The 14,308-nt window shown below is 68.6% G+C and carries 11 protein-coding genes, 1 tRNA gene and 2 pseudogenes; 6 read left to right on the forward strand and 8 right to left on the reverse strand.

Going from position 1 to position 14,308, the window contains the following annotated elements; all coding sequences use genetic code 11:
• Positions 1–38: 38 nt before the first annotated feature.
• The 3 genes and pseudogenes from VSO01S_RS23120 to VSO01S_RS23130 all read left to right on the forward strand — a co-directional run bounded on the left by VSO01S_RS23120 (position 39) and on the right by VSO01S_RS23130 (position 3,042).
• Positions 39–803, forward strand: coding sequence for an ABC transporter ATP-binding protein (locus VSO01S_RS23120; RefSeq protein WP_084242062.1), 765 nt, complete (start codon positions 39–41; stop codon positions 801–803).
• Positions 800–1,667 (forward strand): annotated as a pseudogene (locus tag VSO01S_RS23125) (ABC transporter permease). Before VSO01S_RS23120 ends, VSO01S_RS23125 begins: the two are co-directional and overlap by 4 nt.
• Before the next feature lie 292 nt (positions 1,668–1,959).
• A complete protein-coding gene (locus VSO01S_RS23130; protein ID WP_068645142.1) occupies positions 1,960–3,042 on the forward strand; it encodes an OmpA family protein in 1,083 nt (360 codons plus the stop codon).
• Between the two features lie 138 nt (positions 3,043–3,180).
• On the opposite strand, the gene VSO01S_RS23135 is transcribed toward VSO01S_RS23130, so the two are convergent.
• Entirely contained in the window at positions 3,181–3,516 is a 336-nt protein-coding gene (locus tag VSO01S_RS23135) for a hypothetical protein (protein WP_084242061.1), read from the reverse strand.
• A gap of 175 nt (positions 3,517–3,691) precedes the next feature.
• Here VSO01S_RS23135 and VSO01S_RS23140 point away from each other — a divergent pair, with 175 nt between their 5' ends.
• A complete protein-coding gene (locus VSO01S_RS23140; RefSeq protein ID WP_068645143.1) occupies positions 3,692–3,913 on the forward strand; it encodes a hypothetical protein in 222 nt (73 codons plus the stop codon).
• Positions 3,914–3,969: 56 nt separating this feature from the next.
• Here the strand turns inward: VSO01S_RS23140 and VSO01S_RS23145 are convergent.
• From VSO01S_RS23145 to VSO01S_RS23175, 7 genes are all read right to left on the reverse strand, one after another.
• Positions 3,970–4,046 (reverse strand) — tRNA-Met (locus VSO01S_RS23145).
• A gap of 77 nt (positions 4,047–4,123) precedes the next feature.
• Positions 4,124–5,875 (reverse strand): bifunctional protein-serine/threonine kinase/phosphatase, encoded by a 1,752-nt coding sequence (locus VSO01S_RS23150; RefSeq protein WP_068645144.1) that lies wholly within the window; start codon positions 5,873–5,875, stop codon positions 4,124–4,126.
• An 11-nt stretch (positions 5,876–5,886) separates the two neighbouring features.
• Positions 5,887–6,738 (reverse strand): formate/nitrite transporter family protein, encoded by an 852-nt coding sequence (locus VSO01S_RS23155; RefSeq protein WP_068645145.1) that lies wholly within the window; start codon positions 6,736–6,738, stop codon positions 5,887–5,889.
• Positions 6,739–6,818: 80 nt separating this feature from the next.
• Complete coding sequence (locus tag VSO01S_RS23160; protein WP_068645146.1) at positions 6,819–8,123, reverse strand: nitrate- and nitrite sensing domain-containing protein; 1,305 nt, start codon at positions 8,121–8,123, stop codon at positions 6,819–6,821.
• Between the two features lie 4 nt (positions 8,124–8,127).
• A complete protein-coding gene (nirD, locus tag VSO01S_RS23165) occupies positions 8,128–8,472 on the reverse strand; it encodes a nitrite reductase small subunit NirD (RefSeq protein WP_068645147.1) in 345 nt (114 codons plus the stop codon).
• A gap of 30 nt (positions 8,473–8,502) precedes the next feature.
• Positions 8,503–11,025 carry a nitrite reductase large subunit NirB gene (nirB, locus tag VSO01S_RS23170; RefSeq protein WP_068645148.1) on the reverse strand — a complete coding sequence of 841 codons (2,523 nt, stop codon included), beginning with the start codon at positions 11,023–11,025 and terminating at the stop codon, positions 8,503–8,505.
• Between the two features lie 407 nt (positions 11,026–11,432).
• Positions 11,433–12,983, reverse strand: a complete 1,551-nt coding sequence (locus VSO01S_RS23175) for a vWA domain-containing protein (protein WP_068645149.1) — start codon at positions 12,981–12,983, stop codon at positions 11,433–11,435.
• Positions 12,984–13,118: 135 nt separating this feature from the next.
• Between VSO01S_RS23175 and VSO01S_RS23180 the strand changes: the two genes are divergently transcribed.
• Positions 13,119–13,793 (forward strand): sigma-70 family RNA polymerase sigma factor, encoded by a 675-nt coding sequence (locus VSO01S_RS23180; protein WP_068645150.1) that lies wholly within the window; start codon positions 13,119–13,121, stop codon positions 13,791–13,793.
• A pseudogene (locus tag VSO01S_RS23185) lies at positions 13,790–14,308 on the forward strand (hypothetical protein); the annotation flags it as partial. The gene VSO01S_RS23180 and the pseudogene VSO01S_RS23185, both read left to right, overlap by 4 nt.

Raw genomic sequence — 14,308 nt, forward strand, 5'->3', positions numbered from 1 at the left:
CGGCGCATGCGGCGGCTGCAGCGGCCCACGCGGGGCCGCTGCTCCAGGTGGACGGCGTCAGCCTCGAATACCGCACGCCCGAGCGGGTGGTGCGCGCCACGCACCGCGTGAGCTTCGATGTGCACGCGGCCGACCGCTTCGTGCTGCTGGGCCCGTCGGGCTGCGGCAAGTCGACGCTGCTCAAGGCCATTGGCGGGTTCATCGCGCCGGTGGAAGGCGAGATCCGGCTGGACGGGCACGGCGTGAGCGCGCCGGGGCCGGATCGCATCGTCGTCTTCCAGGAGTTCGACCAGCTGCCGCCGTGGAAGACCGTTCGCCAGAACGTCGAGTTCCCGCTGCAGGCGTCGCGCACGCTGGGCCGGCGGGAGGCGGGCGAGCGCGCCATGCACTACCTGGACAAGGTGGGGCTGGCGTCCTTCGCCGATGCCTTTCCGCATCAGCTCTCGGGCGGCATGAAGCAGCGCGTGGCCATTGCGCGTGCGCTGGCCATGCAGCCGCGCGTGCTGCTGATGGACGAGCCCTTTGCGGCGCTGGACGCCCTGACGCGCCGCAAGATGCAGGAAGAGCTGCTGGCGCTGTGGGACGAGGTCCGGTTCACGCTGCTCTTCGTCACCCATTCGATCGAAGAAGCACTGGTGGTGGGCAGCCGCATTGCACTGCTCTCGCCGCACCCGGGCCGCATGCGTGCCGAAATCAACAGCCACGACTTCACGCTGGCCAGCCACGGCGGCGCGGCATTCCAGGCAACGGCGCAGCGCATTCATCGGCTGCTCTTCGATTCACCCATGGGGGCCACCGAATGAGCGCCGCCATCTCGCCGCTGGTGCGTCCGGAGTACGAGCACCCGCTCCTTCAACGAACTGCCGGTGGAGCGCAGTCTGCCGCTGGCCACCCGGCTGTGGGCGCACGGCGGCTTGCGCAAGAGCCTGATCCTGGCGGTGCTGGCCGCTGCATGGGAACTGGCCGCGCGCTGGCAGAACAACGACCTGCTGCTGCCCACCTTCAGCGCCACCCTGCTGGCCCTGGTGCAGGGCCTCGCCAGCGGCGAGCTGGTGGCGAGGGTGGGCATTTCGCTGTCGGTGCTGCTGCAAGGCTACCTGGCCGGCGTGCTGCTGGCCTTCGTGCTCACCACACTGGCCGTGTCCACGCGCACCGGGCGCGACCTGCTGGACACACTCACTTCCATGTTCAACCCGCTGCCGGCCATTGCGCTGCTGCCCCTGGCGCTGCTGTGGTTCGGCCTCGGGCGCGGCAGCCTGGTGTTCGTGCTCATTCATTCGGTGCTGTGGCCGCTGGCCCTGAACACCTATGCCGGATTCCAGGGCGTGCCCGAGACGCTGCGCATGGCTGGGCGCAACTACGGACTGAAGGGGCTGCGCTACGTGCTGCAGATCCTGGTGCCTGCGGCCCTGCCGGCCATCCTCTCCGGCCTGAAGATCGGCTGGGCCTTTGCATGGCGCACGCTGATCGCGGCGGAACTGGTCTTCGGCGCATCGTCGGGCAAAGGCGGGCTCGGCTGGTACATCTTCCAGAACCGCAACGAGCTCTACACCGACCGTGTCTTTGCCGGCCTGGTGATGGTGGTGCTGATCGGCCTGCTGGTGGAAGGGCTGGGCTTCGCCACGCTGGAGCGCCTGACCGTGCGGCGCTGGGGCCAGCAGCGCTAGCACGCCAGGCGCAGTTGCGCGCTCTTCGATTGGCAGACGCCGCATGGTCGCGACACGAGAACTTCCGGCCTAGCCTGTTTGAACGTGCCGGCCGACGGCAGCGCACCGTGCCGTTGCCGCCGCGCCACTTCGAGCCGCTGCGCTGCAAGATTTGAAACCGCAAGTGGTTTTTTCTGGGCACAGGGACACACTCGGTTGCGTGTACACGGAACTGTCGTCCAGACCCTCACTATGGTCTGCTTTCGTTCCGCTTCGGCTGAAGCTCCCATCAACACCAAGAAGTGAGGCTTTCATGTTCGATCGACGCTCCCTGGCGCTTTTCTGCGCACTCGCCGCCCCTTGCGCCGCCAGCCTTGCGCAGCAGGCCTACTCGGTGGATTCGTACTTCGACAACCGCTGGTACATCACGCCTTTCGGCTCCTACATCCACCCGGACAGCAGCCGCATCTCGGATGATGGGTGGGGTGGCGGGCTGGCGATCGGCAAGCCGATCAGTCCCAACTGGAACATCGAACTGCGCGGCATGTACGAGCAGCTCGACCAGGACTTCGGCGGCCCGGGCAAGTACAAGAACTGGAGCGCTTCGCTCGATGCGCAATGGTTCTTCATGGGGCGCCAGGGCTTCCGCGTCTGGCAGTCCAACAGCGTGCAGCCCTACCTGGTGGGCGGCATCGGCGCCATCAACGACAAGATCGAATTCCCGGGGGGCGGCAGCGACAACAAGACCAGCTTCATGGCCAACCTGGGTGCAGGCATCGTCTGGCCGTTTGCATCGTGGGGCCGCCTGGTGGCGGACGCCCGCTACCGCTATGACGACAACAGCGACAGGTTCGTGAACAACCAGGGCCACCTGGACGATTGGGTGTTCTCGGTCGGCCTGCAGATTCCGCTTGGCCCCGCCCCGATGGTTGCGCAGGCACCGCCGCCGCCACCGCCTGCAGCCATGGCGCCGCCGGCGCCGCCGCCTCCGCCGCCGGTGCGCACCGTCAACATCGCGGGCGACGGCACCTTCGCCTTCGACAAGGCGACGCTGACGCCCACGGGGCGCGGGCGCATCGACAGCGCGCTGCAGGAGATCAGGACGGCCGGCGTCCAGCCGACGGCGGTCTCGGTCGTTGGCTACACCGACCCGCTGGGCAGCGCCGAGTACAACCAGCGCCTGTCGGTGGCGCGTGCCAACGCGGTGCGCGACTACATGGTGAGCCAGGGTGTGCCGGCAGGCATCATCACGGCCGAAGGCCGCGGCGAGTCGGACCTGAAGGTGACCGAGGCCGATTGCAAGTCGCAAGGCAAGTCGCGCCGCCGCACCGACCTGATCGCCTGCCTGGAGCCGAACCGGCGGGTGGAGGTCAAGGCCACGGGCCAGACGCGCTGAGGCCGCGCGGGGTGGCCGGCCACCCCGGCGACGGGCAACAACAAGAAGGGCCAGCCATCGGAGTGATGGCAGGCCTTCTGATTTGCCTGGTGGTCCGCGCGGCGGTGCCGGTGGAGGTGCTGGGCACGTGGGTGTGGGCTACTTCCGCCCCTTGCACTCAACCTCTTCCTTGTAGCCATCGTGCTTGGCCTCCTGCTTCACCTTGCAGGGGCCGTCGCGGAACTCGCGCTTCCATTCGCCGTTCTGTGCGGCGGCGCCGCCATCCTTGCATTCGGTCTTGCGCTTGTATTCGCCGGACTTCTTCGTTTCCTCTTCCACCTTGCAGGGGCCATCCCGGTACTTCTGTTTCGACTCGCCGCCCCGCCAGCGGTCGTCATCGTCCGCAACGGCTGCCCCCGAGAAGAGCGCCAGTGCGGCCAGGATGACGATTGCGGGCAGGGACGCGGGCGTGGAGTGAGTGCAGTCGAAACGCATGACCCAATCTAGCACGCACGATGCTCGGGTGCCGCGGCCTGCAATCGAGCCGGCTGCTCAACAACGAGGAGCGGGACATGGAAGGAATGGTCGGGCTGATGAGGGCGCCGTGGCCCACAAAAGATGGGCGGCGCTCCTTCATACTGCGAGCTTTCCCGATTGCGGAGACAAGCGGATGTCCAGAGATCCAGCAAAGACCAATGCCTTCCAGGAGACGATGCTTGCCCGCGCACACGCGGTGACGCGCGAGCAACTCGAACTCGCGAAAGAACTTGTGCAGACGAGCTTGGGCGGGGTCGTCGTCCCTGAGGAACAGACGCGATGTACCGTGCAGGTCGCCCAGGTCCTGGCCACGAACTACCTTGCCGAGACACTCAACTCGAAGATTGGCAAATGAAAAAGCCCGCTACCTTTTCGATAGCGGGCTTTTCAGTAACCACGAGGGTTCTTGTTTGGTGGCTCTTCACGGACTCGAACCGCGGACCTGTGGATTATGATTCCATCGCTCTAACCGACTGAGCTAAAGAGCCGAGCCAGAAATTATAGCAGCATCGCAACGGCCGGCAACCCGGGTCCCGTTTTCCTGGCCGGCGCACGCCGAAAAAGGTTACGCCCCCAGCACCATCCGGCCGAGCAGCCCCAGCACGGCCACGGCCAGGGCCAGCGTGCACAGCTGCCAGAACAGCAAGGGGTGCTTGCGCGCCAGGGGCGGCGGCCGGTCGCGATGGAACTGCGGCCCCGGCGCGTGCAGGTCCTGGGCAAATTCGGACACGGCCTCCTGGCGCCGCGCCGGGTCGGCCTGCAGCGCCTTGTGCAGGACCGCGTCCAGCCAGTCCGGAAGTTCGGGCCGCCAGTGGCGCACCGGCACGTACCGCAGGCGCCGCAGGTCGGCCGCGGTGCGCACCTGCGTCACCTGCAGGCCGTAGGGCAACTGCCCGCACAGCATCTGGTAGGTGAGCACGGCCAGGGAGAACAGGTCCGAGCGCTCGCTGGCAACGCCGTCAGCAATGAAGTATTCGGGCGCCGTGTACTGCAGCGAGCCCGCGATGGCGGGTGCGGCCGACATGCCGAAGGCGCCGCCCTCGGCCAGCCCCGCCACATGCGCCGAAGCCAGGTCGATGATCTTCACCGTGCCGGCGGTGTCGATCATCACGTTCTCGGGCCGCAGGTCCTGGTGCAGCATCTCCTTGCCGTGAAAGGCGGACAGGCCCGCGGCCAGCTGGCTGACGATGCGGCGCACGCTGTCCAGGTCAGGGCGCGGGTGGTCGGTCATCCACTGGGCCAGCGACTGTCCCTGCACGTACTCCATCGCCACGTACAGGTGCCGGCGTGCCCGCTCGGTGCCCGCGGGCCGCAGCACATGCGCGCTGTTCAGCCGGCGCGCCACCCATTCCTCGAGCAGGAAGCGGTCGAGGTAGTCGGCGTTTTCGCTCATGTCCACCGAGGGCGTCTTGATCACCACCTGCCGGCCGCTTTCGTCGTCCACGGCCAGGTGCACATGGCTGCGCGCGCTGGCATGCAGCGTTCGCGCGATGGTGTAGCCCTCGAACTGCATGCGCGGCGCGAGTTGCGGCGGCAGGGCCAGTGCCTCGCGCTGGCGGTGCAGTTGCTGTGGATCGCCTGCCGGCAGTGCATCCACGCGCAGCAGCTGGATGGTGATGTCGTCGTCGCTGCCGTGGGCCTGCGCGTGATCCGCCAGCGCCTGCGCTGCGGCGTCGAAGTCGCCGGCCGAGCGGGAGAGCGACGCGTGCACCGCAGCCGCGTCCAGGCCGGCGCAGGCGCCGTCGGTGGCCAGCAGGTAGACCGCGCCGTGCTCGGCGGGCTGGCACTGGTAGTCGATTTCCACGCCGGGGTTCACGCCCAGTGCGCGGCCCAGACAGGTCTGCGCACCGGGCAGGTGCACGCGGTGGTCCTCGGTCAGCTGTTCCAGGGCCTGGTCGTGCACGCGGTAGATGCGCGAATCGCCCACATGCAGCAGGTGCAGTTCGCGCCCCTTGAGGATCAGCGCGCTGAATGTGCAGACATAGCCGCGGTCCTTGTCGAAGCGCGCATGGCCGCGCTGGTTCTGCGCATGCAGCCATGAGTTGGTGGCCGCCAGCACGCGCTGGGCCGAGCGGCGCACCGACCAGGCTTCGGAGGTGCAGTAGTAGTCGTCCAGAAAGCCGCGCACCGCCGCCGCGCTGGCCACCTGGCTGACGGCGCTGGAGCCGATGCCGTCGGCCAGCGCCACCGCAATGCCCTTGCTGCCCAGCAGGTGGCCGCGCGCCAGCACCGCGCCATGGAAGTCCTGGTTGATGCCGTGTTGCCCGGCACGCGAGTGCTGGCCGAGCGTGACGCGCAGCGCTTGTTCTTCGGCCACGGGCCGGTCGTTCAGACGGCTGCGCGCTTGGTGGCAGGCAGCTTGGCGGCGGGCGCTACCTCGCGCTTGGGCGCGGTCTTGTAGTGGGTGGAGTAGAGCGTGGCGCCCACGAAGGTGAGGCCGCCCACCAGGTTGCCCAGCACGGTGGGGATCTCGTTCCAGATCAGATAGTCCATGAACGTGAAGTTGCCGCCCAGCATCAGGCCGGTGGGGAACAGGAACATGTTCACGATGGAGTGCTCGAAGCCCATGTAGAAGAAGACCATGATCGGCATCCACATGCCGATGGCCTTGCCCGAGACGGATGTGGACATCATGGCCGCCACCACGCCGGTGGACACCATCCAGTTGCACATCACAGCGCGCACGAACAGCGTCAGCATGCCGGCCGCGCCGTGCGCGGAGTAACCGACGGTGCGGCCTTCGCCGATGTGGCCCAGCTTCTGGCCGATGGCGTTGGGCGCCTCGGAAAAGCCGAAGGTGAAGATGATCGCCATGAACACCGCCACCGTGATGGCGCCGGCGAAGTTGCCCACGAACACCAGCCCCCAGTTGCGCAGCACGCCGCGCCAGGTGGCGCCCGGGCGGCGGTCGAGCACCGCCAGCGGCGCCAGCGTGAAGACGCCGGTGAGCAGGTCGAAGCCCATCAGGTACAGCATGATGAAGCCGACTGGGAACAGCATCGCGCCCACGAGCGCGTTGCCGGTGTTGACCGTGACGGACACGGCGAAGGCGGCGGCCAGGGCCAGGATGGCACCGGCCATGTAGGAGCGGATCAGCGTGTCCCGGGTGGACATCAGCAGCTTGGATTCGCCGGAATCGACCATCTTGGTCACGAACTCGGCGGGGGCGAGATAGGCCATATCTGTTTTCCTGGTAGTTGGAAGGGATCGCGAGCCGCCGTTAGCTCGATGTGTCCATGACTTGCAGATTCCGTGCCCGATCAGCCCGGCGGCTGGCCGGCGTCCTGCGCAGCCAATTGCGCGAAAGCCTCGTCGGACAGGGCCAGCGTGGCTTCGGCCACATCCAGCAGGCGCCGGTTCTGATCCATCGAGGTCTTCTGCAATGCGCGGAAGGCGGCTTCCTCGCTCATGCGCAGTCGCGACATCAGCACACCCTTGGCGCGCTCGATCACCTTGCGCTCGTGCAGTGCGCGGCGTGCGGCATCGAGTTGGGCTTCCATGCCGGCCAGGCGAGCGGATTGCGATTGCAGCAGCTGCAGCAGCGAGCTGGATTCCTTCTCGTCCATCAGCGCCGGCGCCGCATCCGGATGCGCGCCCTGGTCGAAGAAGCGCTCCACCGCATGCGTGTGCGGCGGCGGGTTGTCGCGCAGGCGGCGCAGCATGCCTTCGGAATCCTGCAGTTCCTGCTCGGCCAGGCGGATCTGCGCCTCGCAGGCATCGCGCAGGTGGTGCATGAGCGCCACTTCCAGGTCCCAGAGCACGTCGATGCGCGCGCTGGAGACTTCGAACCAGGCGTCGCTCTGCTGGCGGTCGAGCGGGCCGCCCGGGCGAGCGGCGCACATCGTACGGCGCAGGCGTTCCAGCCGCGCCGTGCCCGCCGAAAGCTGGTGCGCCTCCCACCGCGCGCGCAAGCCGGCGTCGGCGAATTCGGAGAACACCTGCAGGCTGCGGTCCTGCGAGTCGATGAGGTGGATCACGCGCTGCTGCTCCTCGTCGACGCATTGGCCCGAGGCGTACATGAGCGAGCCCACGGCACGCTCCTGGCCCGCAGCTTCCTTGCCCTGCACCAGGTGCAGGAAGGCCACGAGCAGCGGCGAAACGCCGGGCACCAGCGTGGCGTCGGCGACGTGGAAGATCAGCTCCACCTGTCCCGCGATGAGTGTGCTGTAGGCGGCTACGGCGTCGTGGGCGCTCAGCGCCTGGCGCTCGATGCGTGCCCGCAGCTCGGGCAGCGCGTCCAGGTCGAGCAGCACCCAGGCCATGAGCGAGAGGATGCGCGCGCTTGCGCCCTGCGACGGCGCCAGGTGCGCGGCAACCAGCTCGCGCAGGCGGCCTTGCGCCTCCTGCACCACCTCCACCGCCACGCGCCGCACATCGGAAAAGTGCTGGCCTTGCGACGCGAGGAAGATGCTGGAGGCGCCGCGCTCGCGCTGCAGTGCATGGATCAGCTGGCCCAGTGCCTCCACCAGGCCGGCGCGCGCTTCGAGCTGGCGCATGGCGTCGATCTCGCGCTGCCTGGCATGCAGCACGAGCTGGGCGGGGGAGAGGGTCGCCGTCTCGGGCATGCGCTCAGGTCAGCGCGACCTGGACCTTTCCCTGTTCCACCCGCACGGCATGCGCACGCACCGAATGCTCGGGCGCTTCCAGGCATTCGCCGGTGCGCAGGTCGAAGTGGTTCTTGTACAGCGGCGATGCCACCACCAGCCGCTCACCGAGGTTGCCCACCAGGCCGCGCGACAGCACGCTGGCGCCCGACCTGGGGTCGACGTTGTCGATGGCGAAGTACTGGTCGCCGTTCAGGCGGAACACCGCCACATGCTGGTTCTCGACCAGGGCGCACACGCCGACGTTGGGCAGCATGTCGCCGGCCTCGCAGATGGCGGTCCAGGCGGTGTCGTGGGTTGTCGTGTTCATCTTCGAATGCTCCTTTCTGTGCCGGACGGCTCAGGCCTGCGCCTCGGCCACCTGGCGTTCCTCGGGACGGGCGGGACGGATCTGGCCGCGCTCCTCGATGAAGACGATGTGCTCGTCGGGCTTGTCGCTGTTGACGAAGGAGCGGAAGCGGGCGCGCGTGGCCGGGTCCGTCACGGCTGTCTTCCATTCGCACTGGTAGGTGTCCACCACGTGCTGCATCTGCGCTTCCAGCTCGGCGTTGATGCCCAGGCTGTCCTTGAGCAGAACGTCCTTCAGGTAGTCCAGCCCGCCTTCCAGGTTTTCGCGCCAGGTGCTGGTGCGCTGCAGGCGGTCGGCGGTGCGCACATAGAAGGTGAGGAAGCGGTCGATCAGGCGCACCAGCTCCTCCTTGTCCAGCCCTTCGGCCAGCAGCTCCGCATGGCGCGGCTTCATGCCGCCGTTGCCGCACACGTACAGGTTCCAGCCCTTGTCGGTGGCGATCACGCCCACGTCCTTGCCCTGCGCCTCGGCGCATTCACGGGTGCAGCCCGACACGCCGAACTTGATCTTGTGCGGCGCGCGCAGCCCCTTGTAGCGGTTCTCCAGCTCGACGGCCAGGCCGACCGAATCCTGCACGCCATAGCGGCACCAGGTGGAGCCCACGCAGCTCTTCACCGTTCGCAGCGACTTGCCGTAGGCATGGCCCGATTCGAAGCCGGCGGCAATCAGTTCTTCCCAGATCAGCGGCAGCTGTTCGACCCGTGCGCCGAACAGGTCCACCCGCTGCCCGCCGGTGATCTTGGTGTACAGGCCGTATTTCTTCGCCACCTGGCCCACCGCGATCAGCCCCTCGGGCGTGACCTCGCCGCCGGGCATGCGCGGCACCACCGAGTAGCTGCCGTCCTTCTGAATGTTGCCCAGGAAGTAGTCGTTGCTGTCCTGCAGGCCGGCCAGTTCCTTCTTGAGCACGAATTCGTTCCAGCACGAGGCGAAGATGCTCGCCGCCGCCGGCTTGCAGATGTCGCAGCCCAGGCCCTGGCCGTGCTTGTGCAGCAGGTCGTCGAAGGTCTTGATCTGCCCCACGCGGACGAGGTGGAAGAGCTCCTGGCGCGAATAGGCGAAGTGCTCGCAGAGGTGGTTGTTCACCGCCAGGCCCTGCTTCTTCATCTCCGCCTTCATGATCTGCGTGACCAGCGGCACGCAGCCGCCGCAGGTGGCGCCTGCCTTGGTACAGGCCTTGAGCGCGCCGATGCTGGTGGCGCCTTCGCACACCGCCGCGCAGATCTGGCCCTTGCTCACGCTGTTGCACGAGCAGATCTGGGCGCTGTCGGGCAGCGCCTCCACGCCCAGGCCGGGCCTGGCCTTGCCGTCGCTGGAAGGCAGGATGAGGAACTCGGGGTCGGCCGGCAGCGCGATGCCGTTCAGCGCCATCTGCAGCAGCGAGCCGTACTCGGCGGCATCGCCGACCAGCACCGCGCCCAGCAGCTGCTTGCCGTCCTCGCTCACCACGATCTTCTTGTAGACCTGCTTGCGCTCGTCCACATACTGGTAGTTGCGGCAGCCGGGCGTCTTGCCCATGGCGTCGCCGATGCTGGCCACGTCCACGCCCATCAGCTTGAGCTTGGTGCTCATGTCGGCGCCGACGAAGGCGGCATCCTGCTGGCCGGCGATGTGGCGCGCCGCCACGCGTGCCATGTCGTAACCCGGCGCCACCAGGCCGAAGACCTGATCGTTCCACGACGCGCATTCGCCAATCGCGTAGACATGCGGGTCGCTGGTGAGGCAGTTGCTGTCGATCACCACGCCGCCGCGCGGGCCGATGGCCAGCACGCACTGGCGGGCCAGCTCGTCGCGCGGGCGGATGCCGGCGGAGAACACGATCATGTCGGTCTCCAGGTATGTGCCGTCGGCATACACCATGCGGTGCCGCGCGCCGGCGCCGTCGGTGATCTCCACCGTGTTGCGGGCGGTGTGCACGTGCACGCCCAGGTCCTCGATCTTGCTGCGCAGCACACGCCCGCCGCCTTCGTCCACCTGCACCGCCATCAGGCGCGGCGAGAACTCCACCACATGCGTTTCCAGGCCCATGTCGCGCAAGGCCTTCGCGCATTCCAGGCCGAGCAGGCCACCGCCCACCACCACGCCGCTCCTGGACTTGGCGCCCGACGCCTGCATGGCTTCGAGGTCCTCGATGGTGCGGTACACGTGGCAATGGGCGCGGTCGCGGCCCGGCACGCCCGGCACGAAGGGGTTGGAGCCGGTGGCCAGCACCAGCTTGTCGTAGGCCAGCACGTCGCCTTCGGAGGTGACCAGCGCGTTCTCGCGGCGCTCCACCGACACGGCGCGCACGCCAAGGCGCAGCTTGAAGCCGGTGCGCTCGAAGAAGCCGTCTTCGACCAGCGACAGGTCCTGCGCGCTCTTGCCGCTGAAGAACTCCGACAGGTGGACCCGGTCGTAGGCCGGGCGGGGCTCCTCGCACAGCACGGTGACGTCCAGATCCGGCAGGCCGGCTTCGGCCAGGGACTCCAGGAACTTGTGGCCCACCATTCCGTGGCCGACGACGACGATCTTCATGATGACGGGTCCTTCTCGCAAAACTCGGGCGAACCGAGGGCGCGAAGGGATGTGCTGCGTGCGCCTCGGGCCACCCCGGCGGGTGGGCGATTCGACACGCACACTCCGCCCTGAACATGGGGTAGGTTGGAACTCCCGCGCGCCGTTCGCCCCCGAGAGGGGCGGATGCGTCAGCGGGTTCCGCCACCGTCAGCGGAGTCCGGCGGCCATCGGGCCACCTGTGGCCAAGGGCGACATCACCCTCGGACGGGAATCAATGAGCAAGGTGCGTGCCAAGTCGTGCCTCGACCGATCTTCAGAGGGCGCAGGGCTCGACGGTCCGGCGGCCGCCTCGCATGGCATGGGGCGGCCGCTTCAGCATGGTGCGCCGCGTCACCAAATTGGTGGCGGCAGCGTGTGCGCAGGCCTTAGCCGCCTTTGGGCAGCTTGCCCAGCTCCTCGCTCACCAGGCGCACGATCAGGCGGTCGAGCGTGTCCACCGAATAGTTGTCCACCTCGTGCACCGTCTCGCGGCCCGGGCCGCTGGCCGGGTTCGTCGCCTGGCGGTAGGTGAGGAAGACGAAACGCCCGCCGGTGTATTGCGCAATCTGCCGCTGGACGTACTCGCCCTGGGTGTCCAGGCCGCTGGCGCCCACGCCGAACACCTTGATGCCCTTGCCCAGCGCCGCGAGCATGTCGTCGTCGTACTGCGGGCCGCCGTAATCCAAGTGGGGCGGCGCATCGGCCAGCAGGACCACCAGGCGGGTGGCGCCGTCGCCACGCCAGCTGATGTGGTGGACGGCATCGTGCAGCGCCTCGTTCATGGCCTCGGGATAGTCGCCGCCGCCGGCGGCCTGCAGCGCGTCCAGCACCTGCTGGAAGCCGCGCAGGTCGTTGGTGAGGTCGTGCCGGCGCAGCAGGAAGGCGTCACCCTTGTCGCGGTAGGCCACCAGGCCGAAGCAGGTGTCGGGGCGGCTGGGCAGGGCGGCCACCTCGCGCGCGATGGTGTGCAGCGTGGCGCGCAGGCGGGCGATCTCGTCGCCCATGGAGCCGGTGGCGTCCACCAGGAACAGCAGGTCCAGCCTGGCGCGACGGGACACGGCGCCCGCATCCAGCGTGATCTCGACGGCACTCTTCTGGCCCCGGCGCAGAAAGCCCGTGGCCTGCCGGCCGTTCTTGCGCACCGCCACTTCGTAAATCGCGCTGTTGCCGCTGTCGAAGGCGCGCGGATGCAGCCAGACGCGCCCGCCCGCATCGGTGCGGGCCCACATGGCCGCACCGCTGGCGGCGCGCACCGCCACTTCGGCATCGGGCACCGCATCGCCCGCTGCATTGCGCACGATCAGCAGGTGCCGCTGGCTCACGTCGCGCTCGCGATGCGCAAGCTGCGCATGGCGCTGGCGGAACTGCAGGTAGCTGGAGAAGTCGGCGTTGTCGTCCACCATGCCGGCGGTGACGACCTCCTGGCGTGGCAGGCGCTGGCGCTGGGGGGCCAGGTCCGTGGCCGCGACGGGCGGCGCGAAGCCATCGGCCGGCGCCTCCTTCCTGGCAAGGGTGCCGCCCGCTGCGCCTGCCAACGATTCGCTGACGGCCGGTGCAGCGGGTGGTCGGGGTGCCGGTGCGGGCGAAGCCGGCTCGACGCTTGCGCGCACTTCATCATCTTCGCGTCTGGCGTATCGGCCGCCGGGTAGGGCGCGTTCCGGCCACAGCGTGCCGGCCACACGGCCGGGCACTTCCACCGTCTGCACCGGCCGGGCGCAGTGGGGGGCCGAAGGCGAGGCGAAGTTGGGTTGCGTCTGCATCGGTGCCGGCTGCGGCGGCAGGGGTTGGCGCGGCTGCGGCATCGGCTCGGGCCAGCGCACCACCTCGCTGGGCGGCATGTAGCTGGTGGCTTCGCAGCCCGACACCAGCAGCGAGGTGCCCAGCAGGGCGACGAGCAGCGAGCGGGCGAATTGGCGCGATTTTGTTGGCGTTGTCATGGCGTGGCTCCGGGTTGTGGACACCACTGATACGGCCGACTGCCCGCACGCGGGTTAGCATGCGCCCGAAATTTCGGCCCCGTGCTAACCCCGAACGCGGCCGTCATCCGTAGAACGTGAGGTGAAAATCTGCCGATGCTCGAGCCCGATGCCGCCATTGCCGCGCTCCACGAAGCCATGCCGGACGACCAGCTGATGCTGGCCTATGCCGATGGCGACCGCGCGGCCTTCGACGTGCTCTACGGCCGCCACGAAGGCGCGCTGTACCGTTTCGTGCGCCGGCTGCTGGGCGTGCGGCTCGCGGCGGAGGTGGACGAGGTGTACCAGGAGACCTGGTTTCGCATCGTCGCGGCGCGCGAAAGCTTCTCGCCCCAGGGCGCCAGCTGGCGCACCTGGGCCTTCACCATTGCCCACAACCTGGCGATGGACCGCCTGCGCGTCACCGGGCGCGAGGTGGCTTTCTACGCGCACGACGAAGAGGGCGACGGCGCCGATGCGGTGCGCATGTTCCGCCAGCGGCTCTCGCGCGACGGCGATTCCACTACGGCGCACCAGGCCGCGGCGCCTTCGGCCGAAGAGGTGGCCTTCTGGCGTGCGGCGGGCCGGCGCCTGCTGGCCTGCCTGGACGAGTTGCCCCACGAGCAGCGCGCCGCGTTCCTGCTGCACAACGAGGAGGGCTTTACCGTTGAAGCCATGGCGCGGACGCTGGAGGTCAACTTCGAGACGGTCCGCAGCCGCCTGCGCTACGGCTTGAAGAAGCTGCGAAGCTGCATGGAGCGCTACCTGCAGGTGCTGGAGCGGCGGGCATGAGCACCGTAGACCCCGGCCTGCAACTCGAGCCCGGCGAGTCGAACGACCCGCTGCATGACGAAGCGCTGCGCAAGGCCCTGGCCCAGGCGCCCGATCGCACCGCGCTGCCCGACTGGCGCGTGCGGCAGGCGATCCTCGACCACGCGCATGGCGCGACCTCGGCGGCAGAGGAACTGCTCGCGGCCAGCCGCGAACGCACGCCCTGGTGGAGCCTCGCGTGGTGGCGCCACAAGGCGGGGGTTTCCGGCGCCACGCCCTGGAATGCGGCCCTGGCCAGCCTGATGCTCGCGGTGCTCGTCACCTTGCTCTGGCAGCGCGAGCCGGTGCCTGGCGCGCGGCCGGACGACGAGCCAGTGACGGCCCCTGCACCGGCGCCTGCGGCAAAAGAGGCGCAAACCGCCAGGGACGAGGTAGCCACCGCGAAGACCGAGCCGGCGCCGGCAGCGTCCGTGGCACCGCCCCAGGAGGCCAAGCCTGCGAGCCCGCCGGCAACCGCCGAGGCGCCGGCGCGGGAA

This window comes from Variovorax soli NBRC 106424 (assembly GCF_001591385.1).
In the GTDB taxonomy this organism is placed as follows: Bacteria; Pseudomonadota; Gammaproteobacteria; order Burkholderiales; family Burkholderiaceae_C; genus Variovorax; species Variovorax soli.

Coding starts and splice junctions, on each gene's coding strand:
- VSO01S_RS23130 (WP_068645142.1), top strand. CDS start 1,960: ATGTTCGATCGACGCTCCCTGGCGCTTTTCTGCGCACTCGCCGCCCCT.
- VSO01S_RS23155 (WP_068645145.1), bottom strand. CDS start 6,738: ATGGCCTATCTCGCCCCCGCCGAGTTCGTGACCAAGATGGTCGATTCC.
- VSO01S_RS23160 (WP_068645146.1), bottom strand. CDS start 8,123: ATGCCCGAGACGGCGACCCTCTCCCCCGCCCAGCTCGTGCTGCATGCC.
- VSO01S_RS23175 (WP_068645149.1), bottom strand. CDS start 12,983: ATGACAACGCCAACAAAATCGCGCCAATTCGCCCGCTCGCTGCTCGTC.
- nirD (WP_068645147.1), bottom strand. CDS start 8,472: ATGAACACGACAACCCACGACACCGCCTGGACCGCCATCTGCGAGGCC.
- VSO01S_RS23135 (WP_084242061.1), bottom strand. CDS start 3,516: ATGCGTTTCGACTGCACTCACTCCACGCCCGCGTCCCTGCCCGCAATC.
- VSO01S_RS23140 (WP_068645143.1), top strand. CDS start 3,692: ATGTCCAGAGATCCAGCAAAGACCAATGCCTTCCAGGAGACGATGCTT.
- nirB (WP_068645148.1), bottom strand. CDS start 11,025: ATGAAGATCGTCGTCGTCGGCCACGGAATGGTGGGCCACAAGTTCCTG.
- VSO01S_RS23180 (WP_068645150.1), top strand. CDS start 13,119: ATGCTCGAGCCCGATGCCGCCATTGCCGCGCTCCACGAAGCCATGCCG.